Here is a 14,368-nt window from a genome sequence, read left to right as displayed (position 1 = left end):
CTCAGGCGGCGGCGGGCCGGATGAGCCCGCGCGCTTCGAGCGCCGCCACGATGCGGTCGGTGATCTCGTCGAGCGTGCCGATGCCGTCGATCTCGTCGACGATGCCGCGCGTGCGGTAGACGCCGAGGATCGGCGCCGTCTCGCGCTCGTAGATCGCCAGCCGGTTCGCGATGACCTCTTCGGTGTCGTCGGTGCGACCCTGCTCCTGCGCGCGCAGCGACAGGCGGGCGATGCTCTCGTCGCGGGGGACGCTGAGCTCGATCACCGCGTCGAGCGACTCGTCGCGGCCCTCGAGGAACTCGTCGAGATGCACGACCTGGCTCATGTTGCGGGGGTACCCGTCGAGGAGGAAGCCCCCCTGCGCGTCGGCGTGCGTCAGGCGATCGCGGACGACCGCGCTCGTCAGCTCGTCGGACACCAGGTCGCCGGCGGCGATGATCGCCTTGACCTGCTCGCCCAGCTCGCTGCCGGCCGCGACCGCGGCCCGGAACACGTCGCCGGTGGAGATGGCCGGGATGCCGAAGGCCTCGGCGATCCGCACCCCCTGGGTGCCCTTGCCGGAGCCCTGAGGCCCGATGATGAGCAGTCGCGTCGCCGCGCCCGGCTGGCCTTGCACCGCCGTCATCGCAGGAGCCCCTCGTAGTGGCGCTGCTGCAGTTGGGCGTCGATCTGCTTGACCGTCTCGAGACCGACACCGACGATGATCAGGATCGACGCGCCACCGAACGGGAAGTTCTGGTTGGCGCCGACCGCGGCCAGCGCGATGAGCGGCAGCAGGGCGATGAAGCCGAGGTAGAGCGAGCCGGGCAGCGTGATGCGCGTGAGCACGTAGTCGAGGTACTCGGCCGTCGGGCGACCCGCACGGATGCCGGGGATGAACCCGCCGTACTTCTTCATGTTGTCGGCGACCTCGACCGGGTTGAACGTGATCGCGACGTAGAAGTAGGTGAAGCCGACGATGAGGAGGAAGTACACCAGCATGTAGAACGGGTGGTCGCCGTTGGTGAAGTACTGCTGGATCCACGCGACCCAGCCCGGGATCTCGTTCTCTGCGTTCGGCTGCATGTTGAACTGCGCGATGAGGGCGGGGATGTACAGCAGCGACGAGGCGAAGATGACGGGCACGACGCCGGCCATGTTGACCTTGATGGGGATGTACGTGTTCGTTCCGCCGTAGGTGCGGCGGCCGACCATGCGCTTGGCGTACTGCACCGGGATGCGCCGCTGCGACTGCTCGACGTAGACGACCAGCGCCACGACGACGATGCCCACCGCCAGCACGAGGAGGAAGACCTCGAAGCCGCGCGACTGCGCGATCGCCCACATGGACGCGGGGAAGGCCGCGGCGATCGACGTGAAGATCAGCAGCGACATGCCGTTGCCGATGCCGCGCTCGGTGACGAGCTCGGCGAACCACATGATGAGGCCGGTGCCGGCGGTCATCGTGATGATCATGAGGAGCTGAGCCCACCACACGTCGTTGGTGAGGAGCTGCTCGCACTCGGGGATGCCCGTGGCGCCGAAGAGCTGACCGCTCCGGGCGACCGTCACGAGAGTCGTCGACTGCAGCAGTGCAAGCGCGATCGTGAGGTAGCGGGTGTACTGCGTCAGACGCGCCTGGCCCGACTGGCCCTCCTTGTAGAGGGTCTCGAAGTGCGGGATGACCACGCGCAGCAGCTGCACGATGATCGTCGCGGTGATGTACGGCATGACGCCGAGCGCGAAGATCGACAGCTGCAGCAGCGCGCCACCCGAGAACAGGTTGACGAGCGAGAGCAGTCCCTGCGTGCCGGCCGACTGCTGAAGGCAGGACTGCACGTTGGGGAAGTCGACGAACGGCGCCGGGATGTGCGCGCCGAGGCGATAGAGGGCGATGATCGCCAGGGTGAATGCGATCTTCCGCCGAAGGTCGGGAGTGCGGAAGACCCGCGCGATGGCGCTGAACAAGAGGATGCCTCCAGAGGGGATGCCGGCCGCACGGCGACGTGCCGACGTCCAGGGTAACCCAGTGGGGGCCGGAGCAAGCTCCGGCCCCCACTGTGCGGTATTACTTGACGGTGCCGCCCGCGGCGACGATCTTCTGCTCGGCGGAACCCGAGACCTTGTCGACCGCCACAGTGAGCTTCACCGAGATGTCTCCGGTGCCGAGCACCTTGACCTTCTCGTTCTTGCGAACCGCACCCTTGGCGACCAGGTCGACGATGGTGACGTCGCCTCCGGTCGGGTACAGCTCGGCGAGCTTGTCCAGGTTCACGACCTGGTACTCGACGCGGAACGGGTTCTTGAACCCGCGCAGCTTCGGGGTGCGCATGTGCAGCGGCATCTGCCCACCCTCGAAGCCGGCCTTGACCTGGTAACGGGCCTTCTGGCCCTTGGTGCCACGGCCGGCCGTCTTGCCCTTCGAGCCCTCACCGCGACCCACGCGGGTCTTGGCGGTGTTGGAGCCCGGGACCGGACGCAGGTGGTGCACCTTGAGGACACCGGGGCGCGATGCCGGGGCATCCGCCTTCGGGGCTGCCTTCTTGGCCGGAGCCTTCTTGGCGGCAGGAGCCTTCTCGGCCTTGTCCGCGACCTCGGCCTTGTCGGCCTTGGCAGCGGCGGCCTTCGCGGGCGCCTTCTTCTCGGCGGCCGGCTTCGCGGCGGCCTTCTTCTCGGCGGCCGGCTTGGCGGCGGCAGCCTTCTTCGCGGGAGCCTTCTTGGCGGGGGCCTTGGCCTCCGCCTCGACGGCGTCGTTCTTCTCGGCCTTGTCAGCCATTAGTCGATCTCCTCAACCTTCACGAGGTGCGCGACGGTCTTGACGTAGCCGCGCGTCTGCGCGTCGTCGGGACGGACGACCGAGTCGCCGATCCGCTTCAGACCGAGCGAACGCAGCGTGTCACGCTGGTTCTGCTTCTCGCTCACCTTGGACTTGACCTGGGTCACCTTCAGGCGCGCAGCCATCAGACACCTGCCTTCGCAGCCGCGGCCTCAGCCTCGGCACGGACCAGACGGGCGGGGGCGACCTGATCGAACTCGAGGCCACGACGTGCGGCGACCGCACGGGGCTCCTCGAGCTGCTTCAGGGCAGCCACCGTCGCGTGGACGATGTTGATCGTGTTCGACGAGCCGAGCGACTTCGACAGGACATCGTGGATGCCTGCGCACTCGAGCACGGCGCGAACCGGACCACCGGCGATGACACCGGTACCGGCACCGGCCGGACGAAGCAGCACCACACCGGCGGCCGCCTCACCCTGCACCGGGTGCGGGATTGTCGAGCCGGCACGGGGCACGCGGAAGAAGTTGCGCTTGGCCTCTTCGACACCCTTCGAGATCGCCAGGGGCACCTCGCGGGCCTTTCCGTAGCCGACGCCCACGACACCGTTGCCGTCGCCGACGACGACGAGCGCGGTGAAGCTGAAGCGACGACCGCCCTTGACGACCTTCGAGACGCGGTTGATGGTGACGACGCGCTCCAGGAACTGGCTCTTGTCGGCATCGCGCGACCCGCGGTCACGCTGGTTGGCGTTGCGCTCGCGACCGCCGCGACGCGGCTCGCGCTCACGCTCGGCGGGCGCCTCGGTGGTCGCAGCGGCAGCAGCCGGCTCGGTCACTTCGGTCTCCACGTTGTTGTTGTTCACTGATTCGCTCACAGGTTCAGACCTCCTTCGCGTGCGCCGTCGGCGATCGCCGCGACACGGCCCGCGTAGCGGTTGCCACCACGGTCGAACACGACGTCCTCGACGCCGGCGGCCTTCGCGCGCTCGGCGACCAGTTCGCCGACCTTGCGGGCCTTGGCGGTCTTGTCACCGTCGAACGTGCGGAGATCGGTCTCGAGGGTCGATGCCGAGGCCACGGTGTGGCCCTTGCTGTCATCCACGACCTGCACGAAGACGTGGCGGGCCGAGCGGGTGACGACGAGGCGCGGACGCAGCTCGGTGCCGACGACCTTCTTGCGAAGGCGGGCGTGACGACGCGAACGCGCCTGGGTCTTTGTCTTGACAGCCATGGTTACTTACCACTCTTTCCGGCCTTGCGACGAACGACCTCGCCGGCGTACCGCACACCCTTGCCCTTGTAGGGCTCGGGCTTGCGAATCTTGCGGATGTTGGCAGCCGCCTCACCGACGGCCTGCTTGTCGATGCCGCTCACGGTGACCTTGTTGTTGCCTTCGACCGTGAACGAGATGCCGGAGGGCGGCTCGACGAGCACGGGGTGCGAGAAGCCGAGGGCGAACTCGATGGAGCTGCCCTTCTGCGCGACGCGGTAGCCCGTGCCGACGACCTCGAGGCCCTTGGTGTAGCCCTGAGTAACGCCGATGATGTTGTTGTTGATGAGGGTGCGGGTCAGACCGTGGAGCGAACGCGAAGCGCGCTCGTCATCGGGACGGGTCACGACGACCTGGCCCTCTTCGATCTTGACCTCGATGGGGCGCGAAACGGTGAGCGCGAGCTCACCCTTGGGGCCCTTGACCGCGACATCCTGGCCGTCGACCGTGATGGTGACGCCGGAGGGGATGTCGATCGGGAGACGTCCGATACGCGACATGTCAGATCACCACACGTAGGCGAGGACTTCCCCACCCACGCCCTTCTGCTCGGCCTGACGGTCGGTGAGAAGACCGGAGGAGGTGGAAAGGATGGCGACGCCGAGGCCACCGAGAACGGTGGGGATCTCGGTCGACTTCGCGTAGACGCGAAGACCGGGCTTGGAGACGCGCTTGATGCCGGCGATCGACCGCTCGCGGTTCGGGCCGTACTTGAGCGTCAGCGTGAGGGTCTGGCCGACGCGAGCGTCGCTGACCTCCCACGATGCGATGTAGCCCTCCTGCTTGAGGATGGCGGCGATGTGCGTCTTGAGCTTCGAGTTCGGCAGCGACACGCTGTCGTGGTGCGCCGAATTCGCGTTGCGCAGACGGGTCAGCATGTCTGCGACCGGGTCTGTCATTGTCATTTGTTGATTCCTTTGTTCATGAGGTTTCGGCTGCCGTTACACGACAGACGACCTTCTATGAGTGCCCCGGGAGCCAGCGGCTCCCGGGGACTTCATCGGCTCAGGACTGAGCGTCCTCGTTGCGGAAGGGGAAGCCGAGGTGGCGCAGCAGCGCACGGCCTTCGGCATCCGTCTTCGCCGACGTCACCACGGTGATGTCGAACCCGCGGACGCGATCGATCTTGTCCTGGTTGATCTCGTGGAACACGGACTGCTCCTGGAGACCGAACGTGTAGTTGCCGTTCCCGTCGAACTGGGCGCCCGACAGGCCGCGGAAGTCGCGGATGCGGGGCAGCGCCAGGTTGACGAGGCGGTCCACGAACTCCCACGCGCGGTCGCCCCGGAGGGTGACGTGCGCGCCGATGGCCTGGCCCTCACGCAGCTTGAACTGCGCGATGGACTTACGGGCCTTCGTGACGATCGGCTTCTGACCGGTGATCTTGGTGAGGTCGTCGACCGCACCATCGATCACCTTGCTGTCGCGAGCTGCCTCGCCGACGCCGGTGTTCACGACGACCTTGACGAGACCGGGGATCTGCATGACGTTCGCGTAGCCGAACTCCTCCTGCAGGGCCTTCTTGATCTCGGAGTTGTACTTCTGCTTCAGGCGGGGCTGGATCTTGCCAGCCACCGCGGCAGTGGCGGTGCTCATATTCAGAGGTCCTTGCCTGACTTCTTGGCGAAGCGAACACGGACGGTGCGCTTGACGCCGTCCTTCGTCTGCTCCTCGACCCGGTGGCCGACCTTGGTCGGCTTCTTGGTCGAGGGGTCGACGAGCGCCACGTTGGAGATGTGGATGGGGGCTTCGAAGGTCTCGATGCCGCCCGTCTTGGTGCCGCGCTGGGTCTGGCCCACGCGGGTGTGCTTCGTGACGTAGTTCACGCCTTCGACGATCACGCGGTTCTGCTCGACAAGGATCTCGAGGACCTTGCCCTGCTTGCCGCGGTCTCCGCCGCGCTCGGGCTTGGCGCCCGAGATGACCTGAACGAGGTCACCCTTTTTGATCTTGGCCATGGGGTCAGATCACCTCCGGTGCGAGCGAGACGATCTTCATGAACTTCTTGTCACGAAGCTCACGACCGACCGGTCCGAAGATGCGGGTGCCGCGGGGCTCCCCGTCGCTCTTCAGGATGACGGCGGCGTTCTCGTCGAACTTGATGTAGGAACCGTCGGGACGACGGGTCGACTTGACGGTGCGGACGACGACGGCCTTGACCACGTCGCCCTTCTTGACGTTTCCGCCGGGAATTGCGTCCTTCACGGTCGCGACGATGATGTCACCGAGACCGGCGTACCGGCGGTGCGAGCCACCGAGCACGCGGATCGTGAGCAGCTCCTTGGCGCCGGTGTTGTCGGCCACCTTGATGCGGGATTCCTGCTGAATCATTAGTTACTCCTGGGGTTCCAAGCAGCCCGGGGGCTTACTTGGCCTTCTCGAGGATCTCGACCAGACGCCAGCGCTTGGTGGCGCTCAGCGGACGGGTCTCGTTGATGAGGACGAGGTCGCCGATGCCGGCGGTGTTGCCTTCATCGTGCGCCTTGACCTTCGACGTGCGACGGATGACCTTGCCGTAGAGCGGGTGCTTGACGCGGTCCTCGACCTCCACGACGATCGTCTTGTCCATCTTGTCGCTCACGACGTAGCCGCGACGCGACTTGCGGTAGCCACGGGCGTCGGCGTCACGGACGTCGTGCGCGGACGACTCGTGGCCGGCAGCCTGGACGTCGGCGGTCTCGGCGACCACGGCCTCAGCCTTGGGGGCTGCGGCCTTCTTCGCCGGAGCCTTCTTCTCGGTGGTCTCAGCCATCACTCGGCCTCTTCCTTCACGGCCTCGTCAGCGGCATCCGCCTTCTTGGCCTTCGTCTTCTTCGCCTTCGTCGTGGTCTCCAGCGGCGCGGGAGTGGCACGGATGCCGAGCTCGCGCTCACGGATCACGGTGTAGAGCCGCGCGATGTCGCGCTTGACCGCACGGATGCGGCCGTGGCTCTCGAGCTGGCCGGTGGCCGACTGGAAGCGCAGGTTGAACAGCTCTTCCTTGGCCTTGCGCAGCTCCTCGACGAGGCGCTGGTCTTCGAACGTATCGAGCTCGCTGGGAGCGAGCGTCTTGGTGCCGATCGCCATTACGCGTCGCCCTCCTCGCGCTTGATGATGCGTGCCTTGAGAGGCAGCTTGTGAATGGCACGGGTCAGTGCCTCGCGAGCGAGGCTCTCCTCGACGCCGGCGACCTCGAAGAGGACGCGACCCGGCTTGACGTTCGCGACCCACCACTCCGGCGAACCCTTACCGGAACCCATGCGGGTTTCGGCCGGCTTCTTCGTGAGCGGACGGTCGGGGTAGATGTTGATCCACACCTTGCCGCCACGCTTGATGTGACGGGTCATCGCGATACGAGCGGACTCGATCTGACGGTTCGTCACGTAAGCGGGCGTGATGGCCTGGATGCCGAACTCACCGAACGACACCTTGGTGCCACCGGTGGCCTGGCCCGAGCGACCCGGGTGGTGCTGCTTGCGGTACTTGACCTTGCGGGGAATAAGCATCAGGCAGACGCTCCTTCTGCGACGGGGGCGTCGTTGCGGGGGCCACGTCGACGGTCGCCACCACGGTCGTCACGACCGCGGGGTGCCTTCGGTGCGTTGGCCTGCTCGCGCGCCAGCTCCTTGTTGGTGAGGTCGCCCTTGTAGATCCAGACCTTCACGCCGATGCGGCCGAAGGTGGTCTTGGCCTCGTAGAACCCGTAGTCGATGTTCGCGCGCAGCGTGTGCAGCGGCACACGACCCTCGCGGTAGAACTCCGACCGGCTCATCTCGGCGCCGCCGAGGCGGCCGGAGACCTGGATGCGGACGCCCTTGGCGCCGGCACGCTGGGCGCCCTGCAGACCCTTGCGCATCGCGCGGCGGAAAGCCACACGAGCGCTGAGCTGCTCGGCGATACCCTGCGCGACGAGCTGAGCATCGGCCTCGGGGTTCTTGACCTCGAGGATGTTCAGCTGGATCTGCTTGCCGGTGAGCTTCTCGAGGTCGGCGCGGATGCGCTCGGCCTCGGCGCCGCGGCGGCCGATCACGATGCCCGGGCGGGCGGTGTGGATGTCGACGCGGACGCGGTCACGCGTGCGCTCGATCTCGATGTTGCTGACGCCGGCACGGTCGAGCGACGTCGTCAGCAGGCGACGGATCTTGATGTCCTCGGCCACGTAATCGGCGTAGCGCTGTCCGGGCTTCGTCGAGTCCGAGAACCAACGCGACACGTGGTCCGTGGTGATGCCGAGGCGGAAGCCGTACGGGTTGACCTTCTGGCCCATTACTTGCTCGCCTTCTTCGTCTTGGCAGCCGGGGCCGCCTCAGCGACCTCGGGAGTCGAGAGCACGACCGTGATGTGGCTCGTGCGCTTCTTGATCTGGAACGCGCGACCCTGAGCGCGGGGGCGGAAACGCTTGAGCGTCGTGCCCTCGTCGACGTACGCGTTGGCCACGTACAGGTCCTTCTCGTCCAGGAACTCGCCGTCCTTGTCGGCCTTCACGCGAGCGTTCGCGATCGCCGAGGCGACGAGCTTGTAGATCGGCTCGCTCGCACCCTGCGGCGCGAACTTGAGGATGGCCAGGGCCTCCTCGGCCTGCTTGCCCTTGACCAGGGCGACGACACGACGAGCCTTCTGAGGGGTCACGCGGATGTGTCGCACGCGTGCGATGGACTCCACCATTTCTCTCTCCTCTATCGTCCCCGCGTTAGCGGCGACGGCCCTTCTTGTCGTCCTTCACGTGGCCGCGGAAGGTGCGGGTGGGCGCGAATTCGCCCAGTTTGTGGCCGACCATGCTCTCGGTCACGAACACGGGGATGTGCTTGCGACCGTCGTGGACGGCGATGGTGTGACCGAGCATGACCGGAACGATCATGGAACGGCGCGACCAGGTCTTGATGACGTTCTTGGAGCCGGCTTCGTTCTGGACGACGACCTTGCGGAGCAAGTGCTCGTCGACGAAGGGGCCCTTCTTGAGACTGCGTGGCATCTTCCTCTACTCCTACTTGCGCTTCTTGCCGGCGTTGCGACGGCGAACGATGTACTTGTCGCTTTCCTTGTTCGCGTGACGGGTGCGGCCTTCGGCCTGGCCCCACGGCGAAACAGGGTGACGACCACCGGAGGTCTTGCCCTCGCCACCACCGTGCGGGTGGTCGACGGGGTTCATGGCGACACCACGGACGGTCGGGCGGATGCCCTTCCAGCGGTTGCGGCCGGCCTTGCCCCAGTTGATGTTGGACTGCTCGGCGTTGCCCACTTCGCCGATGGTCGCGCGGCAGCGCGCATCGACGTTGCGGATCTCGCCCGAGGGCAGACGCAGCTGGGCGTACGGGCCGTCCTTCGCCACGAGGCGAACCGACACACCGGCCGAACGCGCCATCTTCGCGCCGCCACCGGGACGGAGCTCGATCGCGTGGATCACGGTACCGGTGGGGATGTTGCGCAGCGGCAGGTTGTTGCCGGGCTTGATGTCGGCGCCGGGACCCGACTCGACGACATCGCCCTGCGACAGCTTGTTCGGCGCGATGATGTAGCGCTTCTCGCCGTCCGCGTAGTGCAGCAGCGCGATGCGCGCGGTGCGGTTGGGGTCGTACTCGATGTGAGCGACCTTGGCGTCGATGCCGTCCTTGTCGTTGCGACGGAAGTCGATGACGCGGTACTGGCGCTTGTGGCCACCGCCGATGTGGCGGGTGGTGATGCGACCCTGGTTGTTGCGACCACCGGTCTTGGACAGCGGGCGGAGGAGCGACTTCTCCGGCGTCGATCGGGTGATCTCGGCGAAGTCGGCCACCGACGAGCCGCGGCGACCCGGGGTCGTGGGCTTGTACTTGCGAATAGCCATATCTCTAGTCCTCTATCCCGACCGTCAGCCGACTGCCGTGAAGATGTCGATGGTGCCCGACTTCAGGGTCACGATCGCGCGCTTGGTGTCCTTGCGCTTGCCCGTGCCGAAGCGGGTGCGGCGGGCTTTGCCGACGCGGTTGAGCGTGTTGACCGCGGCCACCTTGACGCCGAAGATCTTCTCGATGGCGAGCTTGATCTCGGTCTTCGACGCACGGGGGTCCACGAGGAACGTGTACTTGCCCTCGTCGATGAGCCCGTAGCTCTTCTCGGAGACGACCGGCTTCAGGATGATGTCGCGCGGGTCCTTGTTGACGGCGGTCATGCCGAGACCTCCTCGGTGGCGCCGCTCTTCGACGCGACGAACGCGTCGTAGGCGGCCTTGGTGAAGACGATGTCGTCGGAGACGATCACGTCGTAGGCGTTCAGCTGGTCGACGTACAGCACGTGGACGTACGCGAGGTTGCGCACGCTCAGGATGCTGAGCTCGTCGTCACGCGTGATGACGACCATGACGTTCTTGGTCGGGGCGAGCGCGGCGAGAACCGCGGCAGCGGCCTTCGTCGAAGGCGCACCCTCGATGCCGAACGAGTCGACGATGTGCAGGCGGTCGCCCCGGGCGCGATCGCTGAGCGCACCGAGGAGCGCTGCGGCGATCATCTTCTTGGGGGTGCGCTGCGAGTAGTCGCGCGGCTTGGGGCCGTGGACGATGCCACCACCGGTCATGTGCGGCGCGCGGATGGAGCCCTGACGGGCGTTACCCGTGCCCTTCTGCTTGAAGGGCTTGCGGCCGGCGCCCGAGACCTCACCGCGACGCTTGGTCGAGTGGGTGCCCTGGCGAGCCGCCGCGCGCTGCGCGACGACGACCTGGTGGATCAGCGGGATGTTCGTCTTGACGTCGAACAGGGCGGCGGGCAGCTCGACCGAGCCGGCCTTCTTGCCGTCTGCCTTGAGGACGTCGAGCGCGAGAGTCGAGTCAGCCATGTGGTCAGGCCCCCTTCACTGCGTTGCGGACGTAGACGATGCGGCCACGTGCACCGGGGACGGCGCCCTTGACGAGCAGCAGACCCTTCTCGGCGTCGATGGCGTGCACCTTGAGGTTCAGGACGGTCACGCGCTCGCCACCCATACGGCCGGCCATGCGCATGCCCTTGAAGACGCGGCTCGGGGTCGATGACGCGCCGATCGAACCGGGCTTGCGGTGGTTGCGGTGCGCACCGTGCGAGGCGCCCATGCCCTTGAAGTTGTGACGCTTCATGACACCGGCGGTTCCCTTGCCCTTGCTGGTGCCGACGACGTCGATCAGCTGGCCGGCCTCGAAGACGCCGTCCACCGTGAGCTCCTGACCGAGCGAGTACTCGGCGGCATCCGCGGTGCGGATCTCGGTGAGGTGGCGACGGGGGGTCACGCCGGCGGCCTCGAAGTGGGCCGTGAGGGGCTGGTTGACCTTGCGCGGGTCGATCTGGCCGTAGGCGATCTGGACGGCCTTGTAGCCGTCCTTCTCGGGAGTGCGGACCTGGGTGACCACGTTGGGGGCCACCTCGATCACGGTGACGGGAACGAGCTTGCCGTTCTCATCCCATACCTGGGTCATGCCGAGCTTGGTGCCCAGCAGTCCCTTCGAAATCTTGTTGTTGATGTCAGCCATGTCGAACCTCAGAGCTTGATCTCGATGTTGACATCGGCCGGCAGGTCGAGACGCATCAGCGAGTCGACGGCCTTGGGCGTCGGGTCGATGATGTCGATCAGGCGCTTGTGGGTGCGCATCTCGAAGTGCTCGCGGCTGTCCTTGTACTTGTGGGGCGACCGGATGACGCACACGACGTTCTTCTCGGTCGGAAGGGGCACGGGGCCCACCACGGTCGCGCCGGCACGGGTCACGGTGTCGACGATCTTGCGCGCCGACGAGTCGAGCCCGGCGTGGTCGTACGACTTCAGGCGAATGCGGATCTTCTGTCCCGCCATTGTCTGCTCTCTCTCTTTACGCGTCTTACCGGCTCGAATTCTCCGAGGGCATTGGACGCACGATGGCGCTCTCGCGCCAGGGCACTTCTGCACTGCGTGCGCAGTGCGTTGCTGCACCGCTGTTCTGATGTCAATCCGGATGCCGCGCCGAAGCGCCGCTCCCGGCATCCGCCGCCGCCCGCGCACGAGAGCAGAACTCTCGATATGGAGGGGGTTTGAGATGTGGTGGTTCTGCTGCCTGCGGCCTAGGACCCTGCGCACTGTGGCGCCGCCTATGCACTGCCCTGGCAGTGATCCGGTGCCCACGCGAAGGCGGCCCCGGAATGTGGAACCTCACTAGTCTACGTGTCGCCCGGGCGTGTCGCAAACTCGGGCGTGTCGCGAGGCGACGATCCTCGGCGGCTTCCCAGGGGAGCGGATGCCCCGGCACCGCGAAGGGGCGACCGCGCTCGAGCGCGGCCGCCCCTTCTGCGAGCTGGCCCCTATTAAGAGGTGTGCACTCCACGGCGACGAGTGACGCCGAAGACCGTCAGTGCGATGCCGGCGAGCAGGGCTGCCGCACCGCCGCCGATCGCCCAGACCGGCACCGAGGAGCCGGTGACGGCAAGCGCGCCGGACTCCTCGCCCGCGGGGACGCCGGTGACCGGGTCCGTCGGGTCGCTGGGGTCGGTCGGGTCGGTCGGGTCGGTCGGGTCCTCGGGGTCCGCGAGCAGCGGGCTGGCGCACAGCGCGGTCGCCTGCGGGTACTCGATGACCGTCTCGTACGACGGGTTCACGTCGAAGCGGACCGTGACGCCCGCACGGGTCCACGCGAAGTTGCCGTCGGTGGGTACGTACTCGCCGTCGACGAGTGCCCAGCCGGGCCACATCTTCGGCTCGACCGCCGAGGCGCCCGGCCAGAGGATGCTGCCCGAGAGGGGCTGGTTCGCGATGACGAAGTCTTCACCGTCGGGGTTCACGAACGTGATCGTGACGGGGGTCGCGTTGTCCGCGATGTAGCCCTCGGGCAGGGTCACGCCGTAGGCGAGGTAGGGCACGTCGCCGACACAGGAGGACAGGATGCTGCCGGGCAGCATCGGGCACTCCGCGATCTCGGCCTGAGTCAGGTCACGCGTCTGCGTCTCGATCGCGACCGACGACTTCACCGTCGGGGTGGCCTGCTCGTCGTACTCGTAGACGGTCGTGGTGACCTCACGGGTCTGGGTGACCTGCGTGTCGCCGCACTTCCACTCGCCGTCGACCCAGCTGTCGTACTCGACCTTGGTGTCGGGAAGCGGGCAGTCCCGCTTCTCGGCCGCCGTCATCGGGCGCTCCGCTGTGGTGACGGTGTCGAAGGACTCACCGGCGACCCAGGACTTGCCGTCCCACACGTAGGGGATCGTCGTCGTGGTGGTCGTGGTGATCACGATGGTGGTCGCACAGTCGTTCTTGAACGACAGGACGCTGGTCTCGTCAGCCGGGGGCTGATCGGGGCGGCAGGCCTCGACGGCCGTGGTCAGTCGCTCCAGGCTCGGAACGGTCCACTGCGTCTGGACACCCTCGGCGAAGACGGTGCCGGCGAGCGGCTTGGCGGTCCACGTGGTGGAGCCGTTGGCGTTCAGGACGGAGGTCCACTCGACGCCGAGGCCCTTGATGAGCTCACCGGCTGCGAGGCAGGAGGGGACGCTGAACGTGAGCGTGGGAGTGACGACCGTCGGGGTCGCGGGCGTGGTGCCCTTGCAGACGATCCAGTGCGAGACCGTCGCCTGCTGGCCGCCGCCGTTCTCGGGCGATGCGTAGGCGACGCCGGCCGTCGGGTGCTGGATCACATTGTTGGTGTTGCCCGCCTTGATGATGAGGGCCTCCCAGTGATCACCGGGCCAGGAGTCCTGGTACGGCTTGAGCGTGATCGTCTTGCCGCCGTCGGTGACGGTGCCATGGCTCGAGCTGTTGGCGCCTTCGACCTTGTAGCAGTCGGCCTGGTGCTCCGCGAAGCGGGTCTCCCAGTACTCGACCGAGTTCTCGGTGGACGTCGCGGGCTCGAGCACGCCGACCGCGCCGATCAGCGTTGCGGCAGAGGCGCCGGTGGCGACCAGCGGAGCGACGACCAGCGACGCAGCGAGTGCCGCCCCAGCGATGGCCTTGAACATTGTCTTTTTCGTGCGCGCGTAAGGCACAGCGATTCCTTCCCCAGTTTTTCGGCGCGCGAGCGCACCGACCCAGCGGCGCGCTCGCGCACGCCGTACTCCCAGCGGCACGCTCCCGCGCGCCGTACTCCCAGCGGCACGCGCGAGGCGTGCCGTACTCCCTCGACGCAGAGCGTCGAACCCGTAGCCCCGGAGGGCATGTACGGTCTCCCAGCGTGCGGGTATCACGCGACCGAACCGCCGGCGCTTCGGGAAAGCGGGCGGACGACGGCGAACCGTCGTGTGTGCAAGCTACCAGGTGCGGCGCCATCCGAAAAATCGACAGGCCGACGCGCCGTCGGCGGACCGGGCACAGCGCTGAGGCCCCGCGCCCGGAAGGGCGTGGGGCCTCAGCGTCGCCTGATGTCGGCGAGGTGGGAGAGGGCGGGTCTTGGGGGCAACCCGCCCT

23 protein-coding genes are annotated in these 14,368 nt (G+C 67.1%); all 23 read right to left on the bottom strand.

Annotated elements, in window-relative coordinates; all coding sequences use genetic code 11:
- Position 1 precedes the first annotated feature (1 nt).
- The 23 genes from SOM19_RS12780 to SOM19_RS12670 all read right to left on the bottom strand — a co-directional run bounded on the left by SOM19_RS12780 (position 2) and on the right by SOM19_RS12670 (position 13,923).
- Positions 2 to 625 (bottom strand): adenylate kinase, encoded by a 624-nt coding sequence (locus tag SOM19_RS12780; RefSeq protein ID WP_320486982.1) that lies wholly within the window; start codon positions 623 to 625, stop codon positions 2 to 4.
- Positions 622 to 1,947, bottom strand: coding sequence for a preprotein translocase subunit SecY (gene secY, locus SOM19_RS12775; RefSeq protein ID WP_320486981.1), 1,326 nt, complete (start codon positions 1,945 to 1,947; stop codon positions 622 to 624). Before secY ends, SOM19_RS12780 begins: the two co-directional genes overlap by 4 nt.
- 100 nt (positions 1,948 to 2,047) lie before the next feature.
- Positions 2,048 to 2,755: a 50S ribosomal protein L15 gene (gene rplO, locus SOM19_RS12770; RefSeq protein WP_320486980.1), complete on the bottom strand. Its 708-nt coding sequence runs from the start codon at positions 2,753 to 2,755 to the stop codon at positions 2,048 to 2,050.
- Positions 2,755 to 2,940 (bottom strand): 50S ribosomal protein L30, encoded by a 186-nt coding sequence (gene rpmD, locus SOM19_RS12765; protein WP_023954062.1) that lies wholly within the window; start codon positions 2,938 to 2,940, stop codon positions 2,755 to 2,757. The genes rplO and rpmD overlap by 1 nt, the downstream gene beginning before the upstream one ends.
- Positions 2,940 to 3,593, bottom strand: a complete 654-nt coding sequence (gene rpsE / locus SOM19_RS12760; protein WP_320487733.1) for a 30S ribosomal protein S5 — start codon at positions 3,591 to 3,593, stop codon at positions 2,940 to 2,942. The genes rpmD and rpsE overlap by 1 nt, the downstream gene beginning before the upstream one ends.
- 35 nt (positions 3,594 to 3,628) lie before the next feature.
- On the bottom strand, positions 3,629 to 3,988 hold the full coding sequence (rplR, locus tag SOM19_RS12755; protein ID WP_320486979.1) for a 50S ribosomal protein L18: 360 nt from the start codon (positions 3,986 to 3,988) through the stop codon (positions 3,629 to 3,631).
- A 2-nt stretch (positions 3,989 to 3,990) separates the two neighbouring features.
- The gene (gene rplF, locus SOM19_RS12750) at positions 3,991 to 4,527 is read right to left on the bottom strand and encodes a 50S ribosomal protein L6 (RefSeq protein ID WP_320486978.1); all 537 of its coding nucleotides are present in this window, start codon (positions 4,525 to 4,527) and stop codon (positions 3,991 to 3,993) included.
- Between the two features lie 6 nt (positions 4,528 to 4,533).
- Positions 4,534 to 4,932, bottom strand: a complete 399-nt coding sequence (rpsH, locus tag SOM19_RS12745; protein WP_320486977.1) for a 30S ribosomal protein S8 — start codon at positions 4,930 to 4,932, stop codon at positions 4,534 to 4,536.
- Positions 4,933 to 5,032: 100 nt separating this feature from the next.
- Complete coding sequence (gene rplE, locus SOM19_RS12740; RefSeq protein ID WP_320486976.1) at positions 5,033 to 5,623, bottom strand: 50S ribosomal protein L5; 591 nt, start codon at positions 5,621 to 5,623, stop codon at positions 5,033 to 5,035.
- Positions 5,624 to 5,625: 2 nt separating this feature from the next.
- Positions 5,626 to 5,985: a 50S ribosomal protein L24 gene (rplX, locus tag SOM19_RS12735; RefSeq protein WP_320486975.1), complete on the bottom strand. Its 360-nt coding sequence runs from the start codon at positions 5,983 to 5,985 to the stop codon at positions 5,626 to 5,628.
- Positions 5,986 to 5,989: 4 nt separating this feature from the next.
- Positions 5,990 to 6,358 (bottom strand): 50S ribosomal protein L14, encoded by a 369-nt coding sequence (rplN, locus tag SOM19_RS12730; RefSeq protein WP_320486974.1) that lies wholly within the window; start codon positions 6,356 to 6,358, stop codon positions 5,990 to 5,992.
- A gap of 34 nt (positions 6,359 to 6,392) precedes the next feature.
- Complete coding sequence (gene rpsQ, locus SOM19_RS12725; RefSeq protein ID WP_320486973.1) at positions 6,393 to 6,779, bottom strand: 30S ribosomal protein S17; 387 nt, start codon at positions 6,777 to 6,779, stop codon at positions 6,393 to 6,395.
- Positions 6,779 to 7,093, bottom strand: coding sequence for a 50S ribosomal protein L29 (rpmC, locus tag SOM19_RS12720; protein WP_127474112.1), 315 nt, complete (start codon positions 7,091 to 7,093; stop codon positions 6,779 to 6,781). Before rpmC ends, rpsQ begins: the two co-directional genes overlap by 1 nt.
- The gene (gene rplP, locus SOM19_RS12715; RefSeq protein ID WP_320486972.1) at positions 7,093 to 7,512 is read right to left on the bottom strand and encodes a 50S ribosomal protein L16; all 420 of its coding nucleotides are present in this window, start codon (positions 7,510 to 7,512) and stop codon (positions 7,093 to 7,095) included. Before rplP ends, rpmC begins: the two co-directional genes overlap by 1 nt.
- Positions 7,512 to 8,273: a 30S ribosomal protein S3 gene (gene rpsC, locus SOM19_RS12710; RefSeq protein ID WP_320486971.1), complete on the bottom strand. Its 762-nt coding sequence runs from the start codon at positions 8,271 to 8,273 to the stop codon at positions 7,512 to 7,514. Before rpsC ends, rplP begins: the two co-directional genes overlap by 1 nt.
- Positions 8,273 to 8,671 (bottom strand): 50S ribosomal protein L22, encoded by a 399-nt coding sequence (gene rplV / locus SOM19_RS12705; protein WP_320486970.1) that lies wholly within the window; start codon positions 8,669 to 8,671, stop codon positions 8,273 to 8,275. Before rplV ends, rpsC begins: the two co-directional genes overlap by 1 nt.
- Before the next feature lie 25 nt (positions 8,672 to 8,696).
- Positions 8,697 to 8,978: a 30S ribosomal protein S19 gene (gene rpsS / locus SOM19_RS12700; RefSeq protein WP_127474109.1), complete on the bottom strand. Its 282-nt coding sequence runs from the start codon at positions 8,976 to 8,978 to the stop codon at positions 8,697 to 8,699.
- Between the two features lie 12 nt (positions 8,979 to 8,990).
- Positions 8,991 to 9,830, bottom strand: a complete 840-nt coding sequence (gene rplB / locus SOM19_RS12695) for a 50S ribosomal protein L2 (protein WP_320486969.1) — start codon at positions 9,828 to 9,830, stop codon at positions 8,991 to 8,993.
- A 24-nt stretch (positions 9,831 to 9,854) separates the two neighbouring features.
- Positions 9,855 to 10,154: a 50S ribosomal protein L23 gene (gene rplW, locus SOM19_RS12690; RefSeq protein ID WP_127474107.1), complete on the bottom strand. Its 300-nt coding sequence runs from the start codon at positions 10,152 to 10,154 to the stop codon at positions 9,855 to 9,857.
- Positions 10,151 to 10,813: a 50S ribosomal protein L4 gene (gene rplD / locus SOM19_RS12685; protein WP_320486968.1), complete on the bottom strand. Its 663-nt coding sequence runs from the start codon at positions 10,811 to 10,813 to the stop codon at positions 10,151 to 10,153. The genes rplW and rplD overlap by 4 nt, the downstream gene beginning before the upstream one ends.
- A 4-nt stretch (positions 10,814 to 10,817) precedes the next feature.
- Positions 10,818 to 11,477, bottom strand: coding sequence for a 50S ribosomal protein L3 (rplC, locus tag SOM19_RS12680; protein ID WP_320486967.1), 660 nt, complete (start codon positions 11,475 to 11,477; stop codon positions 10,818 to 10,820).
- A gap of 8 nt (positions 11,478 to 11,485) precedes the next feature.
- Positions 11,486 to 11,794: a 30S ribosomal protein S10 gene (rpsJ, locus tag SOM19_RS12675; RefSeq protein ID WP_013584016.1), complete on the bottom strand. Its 309-nt coding sequence runs from the start codon at positions 11,792 to 11,794 to the stop codon at positions 11,486 to 11,488.
- A gap of 485 nt (positions 11,795 to 12,279) precedes the next feature.
- Complete coding sequence (locus tag SOM19_RS12670; protein ID WP_320486966.1) at positions 12,280 to 13,923, bottom strand: hypothetical protein; 1,644 nt, start codon at positions 13,921 to 13,923, stop codon at positions 12,280 to 12,282.
- Positions 13,924 to 14,368 lie beyond the last annotated feature (445 nt).

The sequence above is a fragment of the Microbacterium sp. CFBP9034 genome (assembly GCF_034045255.1).
GTDB lineage: Bacteria > Actinomycetota > Actinomycetes > Actinomycetales > Microbacteriaceae > Microbacterium.
The sequence above is the reverse complement of the archived record's forward strand: the minus strand, read 5'-3'. Positions and strand labels throughout refer to the sequence as shown.

Coding starts and splice junctions, on each gene's coding strand:
- SOM19_RS12780 (WP_320486982.1), bottom strand. CDS start 625: ATGACGGCGGTGCAAGGCCAGCCGGGCGCGGCGACGCGACTGCTCATC.
- rplO (WP_320486980.1), bottom strand. CDS start 2,755: ATGGCTGACAAGGCCGAGAAGAACGACGCCGTCGAGGCGGAGGCCAAG.
- rpmD (WP_023954062.1), bottom strand. CDS start 2,940: ATGGCTGCGCGCCTGAAGGTGACCCAGGTCAAGTCCAAGGTGAGCGAG.
- rplR (WP_320486979.1), bottom strand. CDS start 3,988: ATGGCTGTCAAGACAAAGACCCAGGCGCGTTCGCGTCGTCACGCCCGC.
- rplF (WP_320486978.1), bottom strand. CDS start 4,527: ATGTCGCGTATCGGACGTCTCCCGATCGACATCCCCTCCGGCGTCACC.
- rpsH (WP_320486977.1), bottom strand. CDS start 4,932: ATGACAATGACAGACCCGGTCGCAGACATGCTGACCCGTCTGCGCAAC.
- rplE (WP_320486976.1), bottom strand. CDS start 5,623: ATGAGCACCGCCACTGCCGCGGTGGCTGGCAAGATCCAGCCCCGCCTG.
- rplX (WP_320486975.1), bottom strand. CDS start 5,985: ATGGCCAAGATCAAAAAGGGTGACCTCGTTCAGGTCATCTCGGGCGCC.
- rplN (WP_320486974.1), bottom strand. CDS start 6,358: ATGATTCAGCAGGAATCCCGCATCAAGGTGGCCGACAACACCGGCGCC.
- rpsQ (WP_320486973.1), bottom strand. CDS start 6,779: ATGGCTGAGACCACCGAGAAGAAGGCTCCGGCGAAGAAGGCCGCAGCC.
- rpmC (WP_127474112.1), bottom strand. CDS start 7,093: ATGGCGATCGGCACCAAGACGCTCGCTCCCAGCGAGCTCGATACGTTC.
- rplP (WP_320486972.1), bottom strand. CDS start 7,512: ATGCTTATTCCCCGCAAGGTCAAGTACCGCAAGCAGCACCACCCGGGT.
- rpsC (WP_320486971.1), bottom strand. CDS start 8,273: ATGGGCCAGAAGGTCAACCCGTACGGCTTCCGCCTCGGCATCACCACG.
- rplV (WP_320486970.1), bottom strand. CDS start 8,671: ATGGTGGAGTCCATCGCACGCGTGCGACACATCCGCGTGACCCCTCAG.
- rpsS (WP_127474109.1), bottom strand. CDS start 8,978: ATGCCACGCAGTCTCAAGAAGGGCCCCTTCGTCGACGAGCACTTGCTC.
- rplB (WP_320486969.1), bottom strand. CDS start 9,830: ATGGCTATTCGCAAGTACAAGCCCACGACCCCGGGTCGCCGCGGCTCG.
- rplW (WP_127474107.1), bottom strand. CDS start 10,154: ATGACCGCCGTCAACAAGGACCCGCGCGACATCATCCTGAAGCCGGTC.
- rplD (WP_320486968.1), bottom strand. CDS start 10,813: ATGGCTGACTCGACTCTCGCGCTCGACGTCCTCAAGGCAGACGGCAAG.
- rplC (WP_320486967.1), bottom strand. CDS start 11,477: ATGGCTGACATCAACAACAAGATTTCGAAGGGACTGCTGGGCACCAAG.
- rpsJ (WP_013584016.1), bottom strand. CDS start 11,794: ATGGCGGGACAGAAGATCCGCATTCGCCTGAAGTCGTACGACCACGCC.
- SOM19_RS12670 (WP_320486966.1), bottom strand. CDS start 13,923: ATGTTCAAGGCCATCGCTGGGGCGGCACTCGCTGCGTCGCTGGTCGTC.